This is a genomic window from Curtobacterium sp. MCSS17_016 (genome assembly GCF_003234255.2).
Taxonomy (GTDB): Bacteria; Actinomycetota; Actinomycetes; order Actinomycetales; family Microbacteriaceae; genus Curtobacterium; species Curtobacterium flaccumfaciens.
This window is the reverse complement of record NZ_CP126254.1, coordinates 970,178-987,286: the sequence shown is the minus strand read 5'-3', so window position 1 is coordinate 987,286 and position 17,109 is coordinate 970,178. Positions and strand designations below refer to the sequence as shown.

Below are 17,109 nucleotides of genomic sequence, written 5' to 3'. Positions count from 1 at the left end.
GGGCGCGTTTGACCTTTGCAGCGTAGGCAAGGTGAACAGCGGCGTCCAAACCCAGGGGCGAACGGTTACACGCCGGTAACCAACTTGCACGATCCTTGCGAGAAGATGCAACATTCGCGCGCGTGCCGGTGAAGGGTGCGTTTTTGTTGCATCCGCATGAAATCCATTGCACTCCGTCACACTTCTGTGCAAGTCGGTGGACGGCCGAGCATCGCTCAGGGGTACGGCTGAGGGGGTGCGTCGAGCGGTCAGGACATGCCGTGGGTGGCGCGCCGAGTGGTCACGAACTGTCGGTGGGAGCGGGTCCGGACGACGGTTCGTGACCGCTCGGCGGAACTGAGCGGGGTGCCGTGACCAGCCGGGACACGACCGTGCCCCGCCCGGAGGACCGGACGGGGCACGGAGCGCACGGCGACGACGAGGGTGTCGGCGCTGGTCGGGATCAGGCGAACGCCTCGATCGGCGGGCAGGCGCACACCAGGTTGCGATCCCCGTACGCCTGGTCGATGCGACGCACCGGCGGCCAGTACTTCCGGCCGCTGATGCCCGGCAGCGGGTAGACGGCCTGCTCGCGGGTGTAGGCGTGCGCCCACTCCCCCGAGATCACCGACGAGGCGGTGTGCGGCGCGTGCACGAGCGGGTTGTCGTCCGCCGGCCACTCCCCGCGCTCGACCGCTGCAGCTTCGGCCCGGATCGCGAGCATGGCGTCGACGAAGCGGTCGAGCTCGGCGAGGTCCTCGCTCTCGGTCGGTTCGACCATGAGCGTGCCCGCCACCGGGAACGACATCGTCGGCGCGTGGAACCCGTAGTCGACCAGGCGCTTCGCGACGTCGTCGACCGTGATGCCGGTGGTGTCGCGCAGCGGGCGGAGGTCGAGGATGCACTCGTGCGCGACCAGTCCGTCGTCGCCCGTGTACAGCACGGGGAACGCATCACGCAGACGGGCCGCGATGTAGTTCGCCCCGAGGACCGCGGCCTCGGTCGCACGGGTGAGGCCCTCGAGCCCCATCATCCGGACGTACGTCCACGTGATCGGCAGGATGCTCGGGCTGCCGTACGGCGCCGCACTGACCGGGCCACCGGCGTGGGCCAGGCGGTCGTCCGCCTCGGCGGCGGTCGCGCCGGAGCGCCGGTCGGCCTGCTGCGCGAACGGGTGGCCGGGCAGGAACGGTGCCAGGTGTGCCTTCGCGGCGACGGGTCCCACGCCGGGGCCGCCACCGCCGTGCGGGATGCAGAAGGTCTTGTGCAGGTTGAGGTGCGACACGTCGCCCCCGAAGTCGCCGAAGCGGGCGTGGCCGAGCAGCGCGTTGAGGTTCGCGCCGTCGACGTAGACCTGGCCGCCGGCGTCGTGCACGGCGTCGCAGATCTCGCGGATGTCGTGCTCGTAGACGCCGTGGGTGGACGGGTACGTGATCATCAGGGCCGCGAGGGTGTCGGCGTTGGCGGCGACACGGGCCCGGAGGTCCTCGAGGTCGACGTTGCCGTTCTCGTCGCAGGCCACCACGACGACCTTCATGCCGGCGAGCACCGCGGACGCCGCGTTCGTGCCGTGCGCGCTCGACGGGATGAGGCAGACCGTCCGGTCCTCGTCGCCACGAGCCTGGTGGTACCCACGGATGGCCAGCAGGCCGGCGAGCTCGCCCTGGCTGCCGGCGTTCGGCTGTAGGGACACGGTGTCGTAGCCAGTGACCTCGGCGAGCCACGACTCGAGGTCGCCGATCATGTCGAGGTACCCCTCGACGTCCTCGCGCGGTGCGAACGGGTGGATGTTCGCGAACTCCGGCCAGGTCACGGCGGCCATCTCGGTCGCCGCGTTGAGCTTCATCGTGCAGCTGCCGAGCGGGATCATGCCGCGGTCGAGCGCGTAGTCCTTGTCGGACAGGTGCTTGAGGTACCGCATCATGCGGGTCTCACTGCGGTGTGCGCTGAACACGGGGTGCGTCAGGTAGTCGCTCTCGCGCTGCAGGGCGGCCGGGAGGCCCGTGGCCGCGTCGCGCACGGCGGTCTCGGTCGCGGGGACGGTCACGTCCACCGCCCCGAGCACGTTCGCCAGCGCCACGACGTCGTCGGGCGTGGTCGTCTCGTCGACGGACAGCTGGAACGTGTCGGCGTCCACGACGTGCAGCAGGTAGCCGGCGTCCTGCGCTGCCGCGACGATCGCCTCGGCGCGACCGACGGCCCGCAGGGTGAGCGTGTCGAAGAAGGCGTCGTGCACGACCTCGACCCCGGCGTCACGCGCCACGGCGGCGAGTGCACCGGTGGTCCGCGCGACCCGACCGGCGATGAACCGCAGGCCCTCGGGCCCGTGGTACACCGCGTACATCGAGGCCATCACGGCGAGCAGGACCTGCGCGGTGCAGATGTTGCTCGTCGCCTTCTCGCGGCGGATGTGCTGCTCGCGGGTCTGCAGGCTGAGGCGGTAGGCCATCTGACCGTCGGCATCGAAGGACACCCCGACCAGGCGACCGGGGAGCTGGCGCTCGAGGCCGGCGCGCACCGCGAGGTAGCCGGCGTGCGGGCCGCCGAAGCCGAGCGGGACGCCGAAGCGCTGGCTCGTCCCGACGGCCACGTCGGCACCCAGGTCGCCGGGGCTGGCGAGCAGGGTCATCGCGAGCAGGTCGGCCGCGACGACGGCGATGCCGCCACCGGCGTGGACCCGCTCGATGACGGACGACGGGTCGACGATGCGGCCCGAGGCGCCCGGGTACTGCAGGATGACGCCGAACGCGCCGTCGAGCTGGTCGTCGCTCGGGCCGTCGGCAGCGTCGAACGCGCGCAGCGTGATGCCCACGGCGTCGGCACGGTGGTCGAGCAGTGCACGGGTCTGCGGCAGCAGGTCGGCGTCGACGAGGAACGCGTCGCCCTTGACCTTGGACGCGCGGCGGGCGAGGAGCATGCCCTCGACCACGGCGGTGCCCTCGTCGAGCATCGAGGCGCCGGCGGTGGCCATGCCGGTCAGGTCGGACACCATCGTCTGGAAGTTGATGAGTGCTTCGAGGCGGCCCTGCGAGATCTCCGGCTGGTAGGGCGTGTACGCCGTGTACCAGCTCGGGTTCTCGAGCACGTTGCGCTGGATCACAGCGGGCGTGTGGGTGCCGTGGTAGCCGAGGCCGATCATGGCGCGGCGGACGGTGTTGCGGCCGGCCTTCGCGCGGAGTTCGGCGAGCGCCTCGGTCTCGCCGACGGCGGCCGGGATCACCGAGTCGGCGACGGGGCCGACGTGGATGGCCTCCGGGATCGCGGCACGGACCAGCGCGTCGAGCGACGGCTGTCCGACGACGTCGAGCATGGCCTGCTGGTCGGCCGGGGTGGTGCCGATGTGGCGGTCGGCGAAGGACGTCTGGAGGTTCTCGAACGCGGTCATGCGATGGAGGCCCGGTACGCGTCGTGGTCCATCAGGTCCTCGGGGAACGAGGTGCCGTCGACCTTGATCTTCACGAGCCAGCCGGCGCCGAACGGGTCCTGGTTGACGGTGTCGGGGGTGTCGACGACGGCGTCGTTGACCTCGACGACCTCGCCCTCGATCGGGGCGAAGAGCTCGCCGACGCTCTTGGTCGACTCGATCTCGCCGATCTGGTCGCCAGCGGTGGTGGCGGTGCCGACGGCGGGGAGCTCGACGTAGACGACGTCACCGAGCTGCTCGGCGGCGTGGTCGGTGATGCCGACGGTGACGGTGTCGCCCTCGACGAGCAGCCACTCGTGGTCGGCCGTGTACTGGAGTGCGGTCTGGTCGGTCATGGGGTCAGCCTTTCGAGGCGCGGCGGTAGAAGGGGAACGCGGAGACCGTGCTGGGGACGGCAGTCCCGCGGACGTCGATGTGGAGGACCTGTGCCCCGTCCGACACGGCGGCGAGCGCGGCCGGGTCGACGAAGGCCATCGCGACGGGGTGGCCGAGCGTCGGCGAGAGCGCGCCCGAGGTCACGGTGCCGACGACCGTGCCGTCGAGCACGACGTCGTAGCCCGCGCGGGGAGCACGGCGGCCCTCGGTCACCAGGCCGACGAGCACGCGGGCGTCCGCGGACGGGGTGACGCCGGACGCACCGACGAAGTCGCCGTCCTTGGCGACGACGCGGCCGAGGCCGGCCTGGGCCGGACGGACGTCGGTGCCGAGCTCGTGCCCGTAGAGGGGCATGCCGGCCTCGAGTCGCAGGGTGTCGCGCGCGGCGAGCCCGGCGGGGACGACGCCGCGGTCGGCACCGGCCTCGAGCAGGGCGTCCCAGAGCACCGGGGCGGTGTCCGGGTCCGTGTAGACCTCGAAGCCGTCCTCGCCGGTGTACCCGGTCCGCGCGACGAGCACGTCGGCACCGTCGAACAGCGCGTGCAGCACGCGGTAGTAGCCGAGTTCGTCGAGCGGGGTCTCGGGCTGCAGGCGGTCGGCGACGACGAGCGCGTCGAGCGTGCCGGCAGCCGCGGGGCCCTGGATCGCGACGAGGGCCGTCGTGTCGGAGTCGTCGGAGACCTCGACGTCGAAGCCGTCGGCCCGGGCGGTGAGCGCGGTGACGGCAACGTCGCGGTTGGACGCGTTCGCGACGACGAGGAAGACGTCGTCGTCGGTCCGGTACACGACGAGGTCGTCGAGGATCCCGCCGTCCTCGGCGAGCAGCAGCGAGTACTTGGCGCGGCCGATGGGCATCGTGCCGAAGGAGCCGGCGAGCGCGTGGTCGAGGAAGGCGACGGCATCGCTGCCGGTCACCCCGATCTCGGCCATGTGCGACAGGTCGAAGACGCCGGCGGCCTGGCGCACGGCGTGGTGCTCGGCGAGGTCCGACGAGTAGCGCACGGGCATGCGGTACCCGGCGAAGTCGGTGAAGGTCGCACCGGCGGCCTCGTGCACGGCTTCGAGCGGCGACGAACGCTGACCCGGCGTGGGCAGTGGGGACGGACTCATGGCGGAGTTCTCCTGGCATCGGCAGGGCCCGGCGACGATCGCCGGGTGGAACTCCCCCTCTGTCATGGGCCTGAGAGTTTCACCGCGGCCCGTGAGGTCCGGCGGCTTTCACCGTGGGCGAGACGACCGAGCGTCTGCTTTTCAGAGTGGCCTGTCCGCTGCGGTGTGGGACCTGAGAGATTGACGGGGGGATTGCTCCTTCGGTGCCGTGCGTGCGCCCGAGGGCACGATGTACCCAGAAGCACGACGTACCCGGGGGTACGTGCACGGCGTCTCCCGCGACGGATGAACGGCCGGTGTGTTCAGTTGTCCGCGACGAGCATACCGAGGCCGCGTTTCGAGCGTGTGTCGCGAGCGAGCCTTCGACATCTCGTAGAATGCGGGGATGGCCGGACAACGATCGCGCCCCCGCGGGCAGCTGGAGCAGGCGGTGCTCGACGCCCTCCGCTCCGCCGACTCCGGGCGCACCGCACGCCAGGTGCTCGACGCGTTCCCGGAGCCCCGCCCCGCGCTGACGACCGTCCTCACCGTGCTCGACCGCCTCGGCCGCAAGGGCCAGGTGGAACGGGAACAACACGACGACGCTCCCCTGACGTTCCGCGCCGTGCACAGTCGTGACGAGCAGACCGCGTCGCTGATGTCGAGCGCACTGGCCGCGTCGTCCGACCGCGAGGCCGCACTGCTGCAGTTCACCGGCTCGCTCGCCTCGGACGACCTCGAGGCCCTGCGCCGCGCCCTCGACGCCCGCGCCCGCTCCTGACCGGCTGCGCACCGTGGTCGTCGCCGGCATCGCGCTCATCGTCCTCGCACTCGCGGTGGTGGTGTTCGCGCCCCGGGTCCTGACCCGCTCCGCCTGGACGATCGACCTGCCCCGCACCGCGCTGGTCTGCTGGTCGGTCGCGGTCCTGCTCGGCGTCGTCGGCTTCGTGGCCGGCATCACCCTCGTGGTGCTCGCCGACCGTCCGGTCACCGAGCTGTTCGGCGGGGACGGCTCCCCCACGCACGGCTTCAACGTCGGCGTCGCGCTCCTCGCGGTCGTCGCGTTCGTCGTCGCGGTCCGGGTGCGCCCCGGCCCGGAACACGAGGCCGTCCGCCAGGCGATGCGTTCCGGCGTCGCCCCGCACCGCGAGATCGACGGCACCCCCGTCGCCGTCGTCGAGGCCGACCACGCACTGGCATGCGCCGTGCCGGGTCGGAGCGGTGGCGTCCTCGTCAGCACCGGCTTGGCAGACCGGTTGCGCACCGACGAACTGGAGGCCGTGGTCGCCCACGAACGCGCCCACCTGACCCAGCACCACGCGGCTGCGGTCGCGGTCGCGGAATCGATCGAGCGTGCGGTCCCGTGGGTGCCCGGTGCGCGCGCCATGGCGCGGTCGACGCGTGTGCTCGTGGAGTTCGCCGCGGACGACGCGGCGGCCCGTCGCGTCGGACGCGACGCCCTGCGCCGGGCGGTGCTGGTGGCGGACGGGAGCAGCGCGCTCGGGGCGATCCGCGCCTCCAGGCTGTCGTAGCGCCCCTGTCGGAGGCGAGGAATAGGGTGTCAGCACCGTGAAGCCACTGACCGAAGCCGATATCCGATCGTCGTTCGTGAACGCCACCCCCGACGAACTCGCACAGCTGCCCATCCCGGGCCTGCACGAGACACTCTGGGACGAACGCGAGTTCCTGGGCTGGCGCGACCCGCAGGCCGCCCGCCGCGGGTACATCGTGTCCTGGATCGACGAGCGCCCCGTGGGCATCGTCGTCCGGTCCGCCGGTGGCTCGCTGCGCCCCGGCATCGCCGCGATGTGCTCGTTCTGCCACTCGCCGCAGCCCGCGACCCAGGTCCGGCTGTTCTCCGCCGCGCGTGCCGGTGAGTCCGGGCGCAACGGCAACACGATCGGCACGTACATCTGCGAAGACCTCGGATGCCCGATGCTGATCCGCACCGCGCCCCCGCACCTGAACCCGCCCGCGACCATCGCGATGCGTGGTGCCTCCCTGCTGCAGCGCGTGCAGAACTTCACCGCGGACATCACCAAGACGGCGTGAGCCGGTTCGGCACCGCCCGCTGGGCCGTGGTCGAGGAACTCGGCGACGGACGGTGGCGGCTGACGCTGCGGGACGAGGCCGACGACGAACTCGGCGCGTTCGGTCTGGGCGTCGAGGGGCCGTGGGACCCCGACGTCGAGCCGCACGTCGGGTTCGTGCTCGTCCAGCTCGGCTTGACACTGCGCGGGGCTCGGCCGTGGCGCATCGACGAACTCGGTGACCACCGGGCGCCCGTGCTGTCGCTCGGCTGAGCGAGGACGCCCGACCGGCGTCCGCTCGCGCACCCGGCCCGCTCGGTCAGTCCGCGGCGACGAAGTTGCGCAGGATCTCGCGGTCGTCGTCGGCGCGCATCGCCCAGGCGAGCTCGCTGCGGTGGTCGCTGCCCTCGAGGGGCAGGAGCGCCACCGTGTCGGGTGCGGCGAGCGCAGCACTCTCCGGCACCACCGTGACACCGAGGCCCACCCCGACCAGGTGGAGCACGGTCGCCCAGGTCGTGGCCTCCTGCACGATGACCGGGCGGCGGCCACCGGCGGTGACCGGTGCGAGGTTGCGCTCGGTCGCCAGGCCCCCCGCGACGGCCGGGAAGAACACGAACGGCTCGTCGACCAGTTCGGTGCCGCGGATGTGGTCCCGATCCGCCAAGCGGTGGCCGCGCGGCACGGCGGCCACGAAGGCCTCGGACCGGAACGGCAACAGCCGCACGGCGGGGTCCGGGTCGGCATCGCGGACGACGGCGAGGTCGAGTTCGCCACGGACGATCCGGGCGAGCAGGGTCGACGAGTACCCCTCGGTCAGTTCCACCCGGACCAGCGGGTAGCGCTCCCGGAACGCCTGCACGCGTTCGATCGGACCGAGGGGCAGCGCGGAGACGACGAACCCGACGTCGAGCCGACCGACCTCGCCCCGACCGACCCGCACCGTCTCGTGGAGGTCCCGTCGCACCTGCCCGAGCAACGACCGCGCCCGGCCCTGCAGCACCCGGCCGGCGGCGGTCAGGGCGACGCTGCGGCTGGTCCGGACGAACAGGTCGACCCCGAGCGCGCGTTCGGTGCGCCGGATCTGCTGGGACAGCGCGGGTTGGGCGATCCGCAGCTGCTCGGCAGCACGGCCGAAGTGCAGCTCGTCGGCGACGGCCAGGAACGCCCGCAGCTGCCGGAGGTCGACGTCCGGTTCGCGATCCATGCACACAGCGTATCGATCAGCGCGAACGAGTATTGGACGTGACTGCATCGCCGCCCGAGGATGGTTGCATGCCCGAAGCGACCTCCACCGTCACCATCGCCGACCTCGCCACCCACGCGGACGCCGAGGCCTTCCGCACGCTCAACGAGGCGTGGATCACCCGGTACTTCACCCTCGAGGACGAGGACCGCGTGTTCCTCTCCGATCCCGTCGGCCGCGTCGTGGAACGGGGCGGGGCCGTCCTGGTCGCCCGGCTCGACGACCAGGTCGTCGGGTGCATCGGGGTCGTGCCCACCACCCCCGGCGTGTTCGAGCTCGTGAAGATGGCGGTCTCCCCCGACCACCAGGGGCACGGCACCGGGCGGAAGCTCATCACCGCTGCGCTCGACCGGGCGCGCGAACTCGGCGCACGCCGCATCGACCTGGAGAGCAACGCACAGCTCGCCAGCGCCGTGCACCTGTACGAGGCGTTCGGGTTCCGGCACCTGCGCGAGGACGAGGTCGCCCCGAGTCCGTACGCGCGAGCCGACGTGCACATGACCCTCGACCTGCACTGACGTTCGACCTGCACCGCCGTTCGACCCGCACTGACGGCGGCCCGGTCCCGGTACGCTCGCGGCATGGCGACGTACGAGGTGCAGGCGGTCCGCGAGGCCGGCGCGTGGCAGGTCTTCATCGACGGCTTCATGGTGACCGAGGTGTCCCGGTGGCCGTCCGTCGGGTTCGTGGCCCGCGAGCTCCTCGCGATGGACCGTGACGACGACCTGCGCATCCGCGTCGTCGGCCGCAACCAGTACGTGGCCTGACCGCAGCGGAGCGCGATGACCAGGTCGGTCAGCGAGCCGCGGCGACCAGCTGTTGTGCTCGCTGGTGCGAGACGTGGAGCAGTGGTCCGATCTCACGCACCGTGAGCCCGGACTCGTGCAGGACCAACGCCGCGGCGGCCGTCTCCTTTGCCGCCTCGATGCGTGCGCGCTCGGACTCCTCGCGGAGCGCGACCGCCCGATCCAGGTGCGCCTGCGCCGCTTCGGGCATCGCCACCTCGACGACGAGTTCGAAGGACTCCGGATCGCGGTCGTCGTTCATCAGCGAGAGCCAGTCGCGGGCCATCAGCTCGATCTCTCGTTCGCGCTTCGCCTGCGTCCGGATGACGCCGTCGATCCAGATCACCCAGTACTTCCCGTCGCGCTCGGCGCGAACAGTGTGTCGGCTCATTCCCGGCCTTCTCCCCGTCGTTGACTCGGCCGATCGCGTAAACCGGTCCACGAGTTCCGCGCGCTTCACGCTACGCGTCCAATCGGGATTGGGCAAAGCTGTCTACTCGAAGTAGACAAGACCTCTCGGCTGGGTCAGGAGCAGGTCAGGCGACGTGCCAGACCAGCCCTTCCTGCGCGCTCGACGGGTACGCCGAGGCGATCCGGAACACGGCCTCGCGCAGGGTCTCCGGTGAGCACGCCAGGTTGAGCCGGACGAACCCGCGCCCCTCGGACCCGAACCCCAGCCCGGAGTTGAGCGCGACGTACGCGTTCTCGCGCAGCGGCACCGCCGGGTCGTCGCCGAGGCCGATGCCGCGGAAGTCGAGCCACGCCAGGTACCCGGCGCGCGGCCGCGTGTAGACGACCCCGGGCAGGTGCTCGGCGAGCAGCTTGGCGAGCAGCCGGTCGTTCGCCACGATGCGCGCCACGACGTCGTCCAGCCAGTCCGTCGCCAGGGTGAACGCCGCCAGATTCGCGTGCAGCCCGAGGATGCTCGTGCGGCAGGCGACCTCCTCCCACAGGGTGTCGAGGAGCGCGGCGGTCCGGGGATCGCCGGCGACGATGACCGAGCACTTCACACCGGCGAGGTTCCAGCCCTTGCTCGCCGAGGTCACGCACACGCTCCGGGCACCGAGCGGCTCGGCGACGGCGGCGAACGGGGTGAACTGCACGCCGGGGTGGGTCAGGGGTGCGTGGATCTCGTCGCTGATGACGAGGACGTCGTACTTCGCAGCGAGTTCGGCGATCGCGACGAGGTCGGCCCGGTCGTGCACGAGCCCGACCGGGTTGTGCGGGTTGCAGAGCAGGAAGACGCCGACCCCGCCGGCGAACGCCCGCTCGAGGCCCTCCAGGTCGAGCCGGTACTGCCCCCACTGCTCGAGCAGCGGGACCTCCTCGACCTGACATCGGGCCTCTTCGACGAGCTCGAAGAACGGCGGGTACACCGGCGGTGTGATCGCGACTCGGCCGCCGTCAGGCAGCGCGAGCCGGAGCGACTCGACGATCCCGACGCTGACGTCGGTGGCCAGGTGGATCCGCGACGGATCGATCTGCCAGCCCCAGCGGTCCAGCGCGAACTGCGCGAACGCGGGAGCGAGCGGACCGGGGCCGTCGAGGTACCCGAGGTCGGACTGCGAGACCCGTTCGATCAGGGCCTGCCGGATCGCCGGCGCGACGTCGTGGTCCATCTCGGCGACGAACAGGGGCAGCACGTCGGGCGCGTACCGCGTCCACTTGATGCTCGTCCGGACCCCGCGGAGCGTGCCGACCGGGTCCTGCTCGTCGCTCGCCATGCGTCCCAGCATGCCCCTGCCAGGAGGCCCGGCGCGACTCCCGACGTCATCCCACGTCGTCTTCGGGTGGGGTGACGGCCGGGGGCCGCCCCGTCGGCCTACTGTCGGCAGCATGAGCACGAGCACCGCCGACAAGGCCGTCACCCTGAAGCAGCTGCACGAAGCCCCCGAGATCCTGCGCGTCGTGAACGTGTGGGACGCGATCACCGCCAAGGTCGTCAGCGACCTGCCCGGCACGAAGGCGATCGCCACCGCCGGGCACTCGATCGCCGCGTCGTACGGGTACGAGGACGGCGGCATGCCCCTCGACCTCGCCCTGTCCGGAGCCGCGATCGTCGCCGCAGCCACGGACCTGCCGGTCACCGCCGACCTGGACGACGGCTACGAGGACCCCGCCGAGACGATCCGCCGCGCCATCGGCTCCGGCATCGTGGGCGCCAACGTCGAGGACCGGCTGCGTCCCTTCGACGAGGCGGTCGCCCGCGTCGCCGCGATCACCGCAGCGGCAGAGGCCGAGGGCGTCGACTTCCAGCTGAACGCGCGCACCGACGCGATCGTGCGCGGCGGCGAGCGCCCGATCGACGAGAGCATCGAGGACGCGATCGCCCGCGGCAAGGCGTTCCTGGACAACGGCGCCGCCCTGGTCTTCGTGCCCGGCGCGATCGAGCGTTCGGTGGTCGAGCGGCTCGTCGCCGGTCTGGGCCGCGGCAAGCTCTCGGTCATCGGCCTGCCCGGCGCCCTGCCCGCCGCCGAGTACGAGGCGCTCGGCGTCGCCCGCATCTCCTACGGCCCGCTCACGCAGCGGGTCGCGCTGCGCGCGCTCCGCGACCTGGCGACCGACCTGTACGCCGACGGCGTCGTGCCGGAGGACACCCCGACCCTGAACTGAGCCCAGTGCAGACGGGAGGCCCGGTGCCAGCTGGCACCGGGCCTCCCGTCCATCACATGGTCGCGATCGCGACCCGCTCAGCTCAGCCGAGCGCCGGGTACAGCGCGGGCGTGGTGCGCGCGTGCGTCTCCTGCTCGAAGGCGTAGCCGAGGCCGATGACCGTGCTCTCGTCGAACGAGCGGCCGAGGAACTCCAGGTTCACGCCGGCACCGGTGATGGTGTTGTCGGCAGCCGTCGCCTGGCCCATCGGGACGGTGATCGCCGGCATGCCGGTGTTCGGGCTGAGGCGCATGTTCGTCGACTGCGTGCCGTACGGCGTGCCCGACGGGTAGACGAGCGCGTCGAGGTCCTGGTCGTCGAGCATCTGCGTCACGAGCTGCTTGCCGGTGGCGAGCTGTGTCGTGTGCGTCCCCGTCGGTCCGGCCCACGCCTGGTACTGCGTGTCGGTGATCAGGTCGCGCGACTGGTAGGTGGTCTTGCGGCTCGGAACGTACTCACCCGAGGCCAGGATCCCCTGCAGGGAACGCGCGGTGACATCGGGGTCGAGGTGCTTGGCGACGTACTCGTCCAGGTCGTGCTTGAACTCGTTCGTGCTGCCGCTGCCCTCGGACAGGACCCGGTTGAAGGCCGTCGTCGCGGTGATCGGGACGACGGTGGCACCGGCGGCCTCGAGCTTGGCGACGGAGGCGTCGAACAGGCGCTTCGTCGTGGCGTTCGTGCCGACCATGCTCGTCACGTAGCCGATGCGGGCACCGCGGAGGGAGTCGGCGTCGAGCGACGACGTGTACGACGTCGGCACCTTGCCGGCCTGCGCACTCGTCGCCGGGTCCGCCGCGTCCACGCCGGTGACGGCGTCGAGCGCGACCGCCGCGTCGGTGACCGAGCGGGTGATCGGGCCGCCGGTGTCTTGCGACAGGGCGAGGGGGATGATCCCGTCACGGCTGGTCAGACCGACCGTGGGTCGGATGCCGACGAGCTGGTTGTACGTCGACGGCACGCGGATCGAGCCGCCGGTGTCGGTGCCGAAGCCGATGCCCGCGAGGTTCGCGGAGATCGCCGCACCGGTGCCGCCGCTCGAGCCACCGGCCGTCTGCGCCGTGTTGTACGGGCTGGCGACCAGGAGCGACGAGCCGGCGGGCTGGTTCGACGAGAACTCGGAGACGAAGCCGAAGGCGAACTCGTCGAGACTGGCCTTCGCCAGGATCACGGCGCCGGCGTCGCGCAGGCCGGTGACCATCGCGGCGTCGGTGTCGGTCTGGTTGTCGTCCCAGCAGCCGCAACCACCGGTGGTCGGCATGTCCTTCGTGTCGTAGTTGTCCTTCACCGCGATCGGCACGCCGAGCAGCATGCTCGTCATCCCGTCCTCGGCGCGCTCGGCGTCCGCGGTCTTCGCGGCGGCCAGGGCGTCGGCGTTGGTGGTGACGATCGAGTTGAGCGCGCGCCCGGTCGACGCGGTGTCGACCTTCGTGCGGTCGTACGCGGCGATGCGGTCGAGGTAGTCCTGCGTGATCGCGACCGACGTGGTGACCCCGGCGTTCATCGCGGCCTGCATGTCGATGGTCGATGCCTCGACGAGCTGGAAGGGGCCGTCGTCGTAGATCATCCGCTGGGACAACCCGGCCAGGTCCGCGACGGTGATGGTGCCGTCGGCGTCGGTGTCCGCGGCGCTGACCGTCGCCCAGTCGGTGCTCGCGGTCGTCGCACCGAGGTGGTCGGTGAGCACGGCGAGGTCGGCCTTCGTCACCTGGTCGTCGCCGGTCAGGTCGAGGTCCGTGTAGTACGGCGCGAGCATGGCGGCGGGGCTGGCGTCGACAGCTGCGGGTGCTGCGGCGGCCGTGATCGCGGGGGTCGCGGCGAGGACGGTGCCGACGAGGGCGATCAGCGATGCGCCGGCGACGGTGGTGCGCTTCTTGCTGGAGGCCCGCTTCGTGGCGGCCTGCTTCGTGGCGGTCATGCGGAGGCTCCGGTGCGGTCGCGGCGGGCACGACGGGCCCGCAGGGTGATCAGGGTGCCGCCGGCTGCGAGCAGGGCGATGGACGCGGCGATCCAGGGCGCGACGTCGGCGCCGGTCCAGGCGAGGTCGCCTCCGGTCGGACGGTCGTCCCCGGCTCCTGCCACGGCGGTGGCGCCGTCGGTCGGATCGGCGCCCGGTGCCGTCGGGTCGCCGGGGCCGGCGGGGGCACCCGTGCCGCCACCGGCGCCGGGCTGCGTGGTCGCACCCGGCGTCGGTGTGGCCGTCGGGGCGGTGGTCGCGGCCGCGGCGACCACGACGGTGGTGCTCGCCGGGTCGTCGAGGGTGGTCGACGTGCCGTCGGAGCCGACGAGGGTGATGCTCGTGACGTCGAGGTCGACGCTGCCGACCGCCGTCGGGGTCAGCGAGATCGAGGTGGCCAGGTCGCCGTCGAGTGCCGGTGAGGTGCCGAGGCGGGTGTGCACGATCGTCAGGGCGTCGCCGTCCTGCTCGACGCTGTCGAAGCCACCGTCCGGGCCGGTGACGCTGTCGTCCCGGTACTGCACCGAGTCGGCCTCGAGGGTGATCTCGTACGCGTAGACGTCGGCGGTGTCCGGGATCGTCAGGTCGACGTCGAACGCCGTGCCGACGGTCACGGTCGCCGGGGCGTCGACGGTGGCGGTGGTCGCGGTGGGCGCTGCCTGGGCCGGAGCGGCCGTCAGGACGGCGAGGCCGAACGCCCCGGCGGCGACGAGCGTCGAGGAGACGATCGTCGCGCGTGGGCGCAGCCGTGGTCGGTGCTGCATGGGCGCAGTTCCTTCGGGTGGGGTGGAGGGGTGCTGAGCGGGTACTCAGTGAACCGAAAGCTAACGGGGCGCTGTTTCCGGTTCTGGCCCGGCACGTTTCCGCCCCGTTACGGCTCGTCCCTGCCGCTACTGTCGTGCCATGTCGCTCGACGTCGAAGCCCTGCTCACCCCGCCCTCCCCCGTCGCGGCACGCGCGCTGGAGGTTGTCCGGGCGTGGTCGGAACCCGCCCTCGTCAACCACTGCCTGCGCTCGTGGGCATGGGCCGTCCTGCTCGCCCCGACGGTCGACCTCGAACCGGACCCCGAGCTGCTCTTCGTCGCGACGATGCTGCACGACCTCGGCGTGACCCCGTCGTTCGACGCCCACCGTGTGCCCTTCGAGGACGCCGGCGGCGCGGTCGGTTCGGTCTTCGCGCTCGGTGCCGGGTGGGACGCCGTGCGAGCCCGTCGGGTCGGGGAGATCATCGAGCGGCACATGTGGCGGTCCGTCGACCCGGAGTTCGACGCCGAGGGGCACCTGCTCGAGGTCGCGACCTCGCTCGACGTCTCCGGAGTCGGCTTCGACAGGTGGTCGTCGGACGACCTGCGGGACGTCACGGCCGCGCTGCCCCGTCTGGACTTCTCGGCGACGTTCGACGGGCTGATCCACGAGCAGGCTGACCGCAAGCCGTCGTCCGCGGCCGCCCGCCTCGACGGCTCGGGCAACGTCGCCGCCGGCGGGGAGCGCTGGGCAGCGTTCCTGGCGTCCTGACGCTCGGTCCGGTCGCTTGCTGGACTTCTCGGCGGGGTGGGCGTATAGTCTCTGGTTGGTGCACTGCAGCGAACCCATCTGACTCGCGCACACCAACCTCTCGACACCGACTCACCCGAGTCGCATTCCACTCGAGACACCGCTCGATCCGAACGGACGAGCTGCACGTTGAAACTCGACGTGCGCGCCCCGCACTCGATGCGTCGCGCTGGACTGAGACGTCCGCCGACACCGAGTCGCCCTGGCGCCGAATGACCAGGAAGTACAGCACCATGACCAGCAACGAACGAATCACCGTGTTCGGGACCGCACTCGCGGCCCCGACGATCACCCCCGACCGCATCGCCGAGTTCCCGGTGCGCGACGACCGCTCGCAGCGCGAGTACCTCGTCCGCATCGCAGCCGACGACCTGGGGACCTTCGTCACCCGGGGCACCCGGCTCGACGCCGTCGGCGAGGCCGGCTGGACCGTCCCTGGCCGCTCCTGGGCGGGCGAGGCCAGCCGCACCCTGCTGCAGGCACAGTCCGTGCAGGCGGGCGAGATGGCCCTCGCGGCCTAGGTCCGACCAGCACCACCACGAAGCGCCGCCGAGCACCTGCTCGGCGGCGCTTCGTCGTTGCCGGGGGAAGCCTCGGTGCGACGCGTCAGTACTCGCCCTTGATCACGAAGAACGAGCCGCGGATCGTGCCCGCGAGCTTCGACCGCTGCCGGGCGAACTTGAACTTGTCGGCGAGTTCCTCCGGCACTTCCATCCCGTCGGAGAGCTTGAACCCGACCGCACGCTTGCCGCCCGGTTCGAGCGTGTAGAGCACGTTGATGGCCAGGCCGGACTCGTAGAAGACGTAGGTCCAGCGGACGCCGTCGACCAGCGCTTCCGTGGCCTCGAGCGGCGGGGACGCGATCACGAGCCCCCGCTCCTCCACGAGCACGCGGGCGACGTACTCGACCAGCTCGGGAGCCTCGACGGCAGGACGTGTGGTGAGGTCGTGGTCGTACTTGTTCTTGAAGTAGCGGGCCTCGTTCGCACGGAGTCCGGCGAGCGCATCCACCACCGGCGAGGTCTCGAGCCCTACCGTGGAGACGTTCACGAAGTCGACGACGTACGGCATGGGGGCCTCCTCGGGCACTGGACGAGCCGAATCTAGTCCCCCATGCCACTTCATCCGCAAGGGCGAGTCCCTTATAGTCGGGAGCTATAGGGAGGTCGCCATGCGGGTCGAACGTGCCGCGGAACTCATCCGCGCTGCCCGCGAAGACCTCGGTCTCTCGCAGACCGGTCTCGCTGCCGCCGCCGGCATGCAGCAGCCCACCATCTCGGCGTACGAGAGCGGACGGAAGCGGCCGCGCCCGGAGTCGCTCCGGCGGATCCTCGAAGCGGCGCACACCCGCCCGAGCATCCCGCTCGCCGTCTACGCCGACGCGATCCTCGACGAGGCGAAGCGCTTCCACCTCGACGACGTCCGCGTCTTCGGCTCCGCGGTGCACGGGCAGGACACCGAACACAGTGACATCGACCTGCTGGTCCACCTGACCCCCGCGGCATCGCTGTTCGATCTCGGTGGATTCGCGCACGAGGTCGAGCGCATCACCGGTTTCGAGGTCGACGTCCTCACCGACGACCTCGAGGACGACGAGCACCTCGCCCACGTCCTCGACGAAGCCGTGCCGCTGTGATGCCGGCTCCCCGGTTCACGCCTCGGCCCCGCAACGACCGTGACCCTGCTGCCCTCGACGAGCGGTGGCCGTCGCTGCAGGCCAGCTTCCTCGACCTGCTCGCCGAGTGCTCCATGATCGTCGAGCACGGGCGGAGCGAGTTCGACGCGGCCCGCAGCCTCACCTACCGGGCAGCCGAAGCGGTCATCATCCACTTCGACGACCTGCTCGGTCGCATCCCCCCGGACCGGGAGGCACGACTTCCGTCCGACCTGTCACTCGCGGCGGTCCGGAAGACCCGCAACATCCTGTCCCACGACTACCGGAAGGCGCGGAAGGAGATCGTCTGGGACGCGATCGAGCACCGCATCCCCGCGGTCATCCTCGCGCTCGTCGACTGATCATGCCC

At 71.6% G+C, this 17,109-nt stretch carries 20 protein-coding genes and 2 riboswitches; of the genes, 11 read left to right on the top strand and 9 right to left on the bottom strand.

Annotated elements, in window-relative coordinates; translation table 11 throughout:
- Positions 1-442 precede the first annotated feature (442 nt).
- From gcvP to gcvT, 3 genes are read right to left on the bottom strand one after another with little or no spacing between them, the layout of a single operon-like run.
- Positions 443-3,364: an aminomethyl-transferring glycine dehydrogenase gene (gene gcvP / locus DEJ19_RS04840; protein ID WP_111233338.1), complete on the bottom strand. Its 2,922-nt coding sequence runs from the start codon at positions 3,362-3,364 to the stop codon at positions 443-445.
- Entirely contained in the window at positions 3,361-3,738 is a 378-nt protein-coding gene (gene gcvH, locus DEJ19_RS04835; protein WP_017887079.1) for a glycine cleavage system protein GcvH, read from the bottom strand. Before gcvH ends, gcvP begins: the two co-directional genes overlap by 4 nt.
- Positions 3,739-3,742: 4 nt before the next feature.
- Positions 3,743-4,888 (bottom strand): glycine cleavage system aminomethyltransferase GcvT, encoded by a 1,146-nt coding sequence (gcvT, locus tag DEJ19_RS04830; protein WP_111233339.1) that lies wholly within the window; start codon positions 4,886-4,888, stop codon positions 3,743-3,745.
- Between the two features lie 49 nt (positions 4,889-4,937).
- A riboswitch (glycine riboswitch) is annotated at positions 4,938-5,039 on the bottom strand.
- Positions 5,040-5,177: riboswitch (glycine riboswitch) on the bottom strand.
- A gap of 96 nt (positions 5,178-5,273) precedes the next feature.
- Here gcvT and DEJ19_RS04825 point away from each other — a divergent pair.
- Genes DEJ19_RS04825 through DEJ19_RS04810 form a run of 4 tightly spaced genes read left to right on the top strand, consistent with a single transcriptional unit; the run spans position 5,274 to position 7,170 of the window.
- Positions 5,274-5,648, top strand: a complete 375-nt coding sequence (locus DEJ19_RS04825) for a BlaI/MecI/CopY family transcriptional regulator (RefSeq protein WP_110864431.1) — start codon at positions 5,274-5,276, stop codon at positions 5,646-5,648.
- 13 nt (positions 5,649-5,661) lie between these two features.
- The gene (locus DEJ19_RS04820) at positions 5,662-6,399 is read left to right on the top strand and encodes a M56 family metallopeptidase (RefSeq protein ID WP_071404179.1); all 738 of its coding nucleotides are present in this window, start codon (positions 5,662-5,664) and stop codon (positions 6,397-6,399) included.
- Between the two features lie 37 nt (positions 6,400-6,436).
- Entirely contained in the window at positions 6,437-6,919 is a 483-nt protein-coding gene (locus DEJ19_RS04815; protein ID WP_027464546.1) for an FBP domain-containing protein, read from the top strand.
- Positions 6,916-7,170: a hypothetical protein gene (locus DEJ19_RS04810; RefSeq protein WP_017887084.1), complete on the top strand. Its 255-nt coding sequence runs from the start codon at positions 6,916-6,918 to the stop codon at positions 7,168-7,170. Before DEJ19_RS04815 ends, DEJ19_RS04810 begins: the two co-directional genes overlap by 4 nt.
- A 46-nt stretch (positions 7,171-7,216) precedes the next feature.
- On the opposite strand, the gene DEJ19_RS04805 is transcribed toward DEJ19_RS04810, so the two are convergent.
- A complete protein-coding gene (locus DEJ19_RS04805; protein ID WP_111233340.1) occupies positions 7,217-8,101 on the bottom strand; it encodes a LysR substrate-binding domain-containing protein in 885 nt (294 codons plus the stop codon).
- Positions 8,102-8,169: 68 nt separating this feature from the next.
- On the opposite strand from DEJ19_RS04805, the gene DEJ19_RS04800 reads away from it, so the two are divergent.
- The gene (locus DEJ19_RS04800; protein WP_111233341.1) at positions 8,170-8,658 is read left to right on the top strand and encodes a GNAT family N-acetyltransferase; all 489 of its coding nucleotides are present in this window, start codon (positions 8,170-8,172) and stop codon (positions 8,656-8,658) included.
- A gap of 63 nt (positions 8,659-8,721) precedes the next feature.
- On the top strand, positions 8,722-8,907 hold the full coding sequence (locus DEJ19_RS04795; protein ID WP_017887087.1) for a hypothetical protein: 186 nt from the start codon (positions 8,722-8,724) through the stop codon (positions 8,905-8,907).
- A 28-nt stretch (positions 8,908-8,935) separates the two neighbouring features.
- Here DEJ19_RS04795 and DEJ19_RS04790 read toward each other — a convergent pair whose 3' ends face one another.
- Positions 8,936-9,316: a hypothetical protein gene (locus tag DEJ19_RS04790; RefSeq protein WP_111033251.1), complete on the bottom strand. Its 381-nt coding sequence runs from the start codon at positions 9,314-9,316 to the stop codon at positions 8,936-8,938.
- 145 nt (positions 9,317-9,461) lie between these two features.
- Positions 9,462-10,649: a MalY/PatB family protein gene (locus DEJ19_RS04785; protein ID WP_071404186.1), complete on the bottom strand. Its 1,188-nt coding sequence runs from the start codon at positions 10,647-10,649 to the stop codon at positions 9,462-9,464.
- Between the two features lie 112 nt (positions 10,650-10,761).
- Between DEJ19_RS04785 and DEJ19_RS04780 the strand changes: the two genes are divergently transcribed.
- Entirely contained in the window at positions 10,762-11,538 is a 777-nt protein-coding gene (locus tag DEJ19_RS04780) for an isocitrate lyase/PEP mutase family protein (RefSeq protein WP_111233342.1), read from the top strand.
- A gap of 82 nt (positions 11,539-11,620) precedes the next feature.
- On the opposite strand, the gene DEJ19_RS04775 is transcribed toward DEJ19_RS04780, so the two are convergent.
- A complete protein-coding gene (locus tag DEJ19_RS04775) occupies positions 11,621-13,492 on the bottom strand; it encodes an amidase family protein (protein ID WP_111233343.1) in 1,872 nt (623 codons plus the stop codon).
- Positions 13,489-14,295, bottom strand: a complete 807-nt coding sequence (locus DEJ19_RS04770) for a hypothetical protein (RefSeq protein ID WP_111233344.1) — start codon at positions 14,293-14,295, stop codon at positions 13,489-13,491. The genes DEJ19_RS04775 and DEJ19_RS04770 overlap by 4 nt, the downstream gene beginning before the upstream one ends.
- Before the next feature lie 139 nt (positions 14,296-14,434).
- Here DEJ19_RS04770 and DEJ19_RS04765 point away from each other — a divergent pair, with 139 nt between their 5' ends.
- Both DEJ19_RS04765 and DEJ19_RS04760 read left to right on the top strand, forming a co-directional pair.
- Positions 14,435-15,046, top strand: a complete 612-nt coding sequence (locus DEJ19_RS04765) for an HD domain-containing protein (RefSeq protein ID WP_111233345.1) — start codon at positions 14,435-14,437, stop codon at positions 15,044-15,046.
- 272 nt (positions 15,047-15,318) lie between these two features.
- A complete protein-coding gene (locus tag DEJ19_RS04760) occupies positions 15,319-15,606 on the top strand; it encodes a hypothetical protein (RefSeq protein ID WP_017887091.1) in 288 nt (95 codons plus the stop codon).
- An 85-nt stretch (positions 15,607-15,691) separates the two neighbouring features.
- Here DEJ19_RS04760 and DEJ19_RS04755 read toward each other — a convergent pair whose 3' ends face one another.
- Positions 15,692-16,156, bottom strand: coding sequence for a DUF8821 family protein (locus DEJ19_RS04755; protein ID WP_111094730.1), 465 nt, complete (start codon positions 16,154-16,156; stop codon positions 15,692-15,694).
- Between the two features lie 100 nt (positions 16,157-16,256).
- On the opposite strand from DEJ19_RS04755, the gene DEJ19_RS04750 reads away from it, so the two are divergent.
- Together DEJ19_RS04750 and DEJ19_RS04745 are read left to right on the top strand one after the other, a co-directional pair.
- Positions 16,257-16,721, top strand: coding sequence for a helix-turn-helix domain-containing protein (locus DEJ19_RS04750; RefSeq protein WP_111233346.1), 465 nt, complete (start codon positions 16,257-16,259; stop codon positions 16,719-16,721).
- Positions 16,721-17,101, top strand: a complete 381-nt coding sequence (locus DEJ19_RS04745) for a HepT-like ribonuclease domain-containing protein (protein WP_111233347.1) — start codon at positions 16,721-16,723, stop codon at positions 17,099-17,101. Before DEJ19_RS04750 ends, DEJ19_RS04745 begins: the two co-directional genes overlap by 1 nt.
- The last annotated feature ends 8 nt before the right edge of the window (positions 17,102-17,109 follow it).

Excerpts from the sequence above, each read along its gene's own strand:
- DEJ19_RS04755 (WP_111094730.1), bottom strand. The coding sequence starts at position 16,156 with ATGCCGTACGTCGTCGACTTCGTGAACGTCTCCACGGTAGGGCTCGAG.
- DEJ19_RS04805 (WP_111233340.1), bottom strand. The coding sequence starts at position 8,101 with ATGGATCGCGAACCGGACGTCGACCTCCGGCAGCTGCGGGCGTTCCTG.
- DEJ19_RS04745 (WP_111233347.1), top strand. The coding sequence starts at position 16,721 with ATGCCGGCTCCCCGGTTCACGCCTCGGCCCCGCAACGACCGTGACCCT.
- gcvT (WP_111233339.1), bottom strand. The coding sequence starts at position 4,888 with ATGAGTCCGTCCCCACTGCCCACGCCGGGTCAGCGTTCGTCGCCGCTC.
- DEJ19_RS04750 (WP_111233346.1), top strand. The coding sequence starts at position 16,257 with ATGCGGGTCGAACGTGCCGCGGAACTCATCCGCGCTGCCCGCGAAGAC.
- DEJ19_RS04760 (WP_017887091.1), top strand. The coding sequence starts at position 15,319 with ATGACCAGCAACGAACGAATCACCGTGTTCGGGACCGCACTCGCGGCC.
- DEJ19_RS04795 (WP_017887087.1), top strand. The coding sequence starts at position 8,722 with ATGGCGACGTACGAGGTGCAGGCGGTCCGCGAGGCCGGCGCGTGGCAG.
- DEJ19_RS04770 (WP_111233344.1), bottom strand. The coding sequence starts at position 14,295 with ATGCAGCACCGACCACGGCTGCGCCCACGCGCGACGATCGTCTCCTCG.
- gcvH (WP_017887079.1), bottom strand. The coding sequence starts at position 3,738 with ATGACCGACCAGACCGCACTCCAGTACACGGCCGACCACGAGTGGCTG.
- DEJ19_RS04775 (WP_111233343.1), bottom strand. The coding sequence starts at position 13,492 with ATGACCGCCACGAAGCAGGCCGCCACGAAGCGGGCCTCCAGCAAGAAG.
- DEJ19_RS04790 (WP_111033251.1), bottom strand. The coding sequence starts at position 9,316 with ATGAGCCGACACACTGTTCGCGCCGAGCGCGACGGGAAGTACTGGGTG.
- gcvP (WP_111233338.1), bottom strand. The coding sequence starts at position 3,364 with ATGACCGCGTTCGAGAACCTCCAGACGTCCTTCGCCGACCGCCACATC.
- DEJ19_RS04780 (WP_111233342.1), top strand. The coding sequence starts at position 10,762 with ATGAGCACGAGCACCGCCGACAAGGCCGTCACCCTGAAGCAGCTGCAC.
- DEJ19_RS04825 (WP_110864431.1), top strand. The coding sequence starts at position 5,274 with ATGGCCGGACAACGATCGCGCCCCCGCGGGCAGCTGGAGCAGGCGGTG.
- DEJ19_RS04765 (WP_111233345.1), top strand. The coding sequence starts at position 14,435 with ATGTCGCTCGACGTCGAAGCCCTGCTCACCCCGCCCTCCCCCGTCGCG.
- DEJ19_RS04785 (WP_071404186.1), bottom strand. The coding sequence starts at position 10,649 with ATGGCGAGCGACGAGCAGGACCCGGTCGGCACGCTCCGCGGGGTCCGG.
- DEJ19_RS04800 (WP_111233341.1), top strand. The coding sequence starts at position 8,170 with ATGCCCGAAGCGACCTCCACCGTCACCATCGCCGACCTCGCCACCCAC.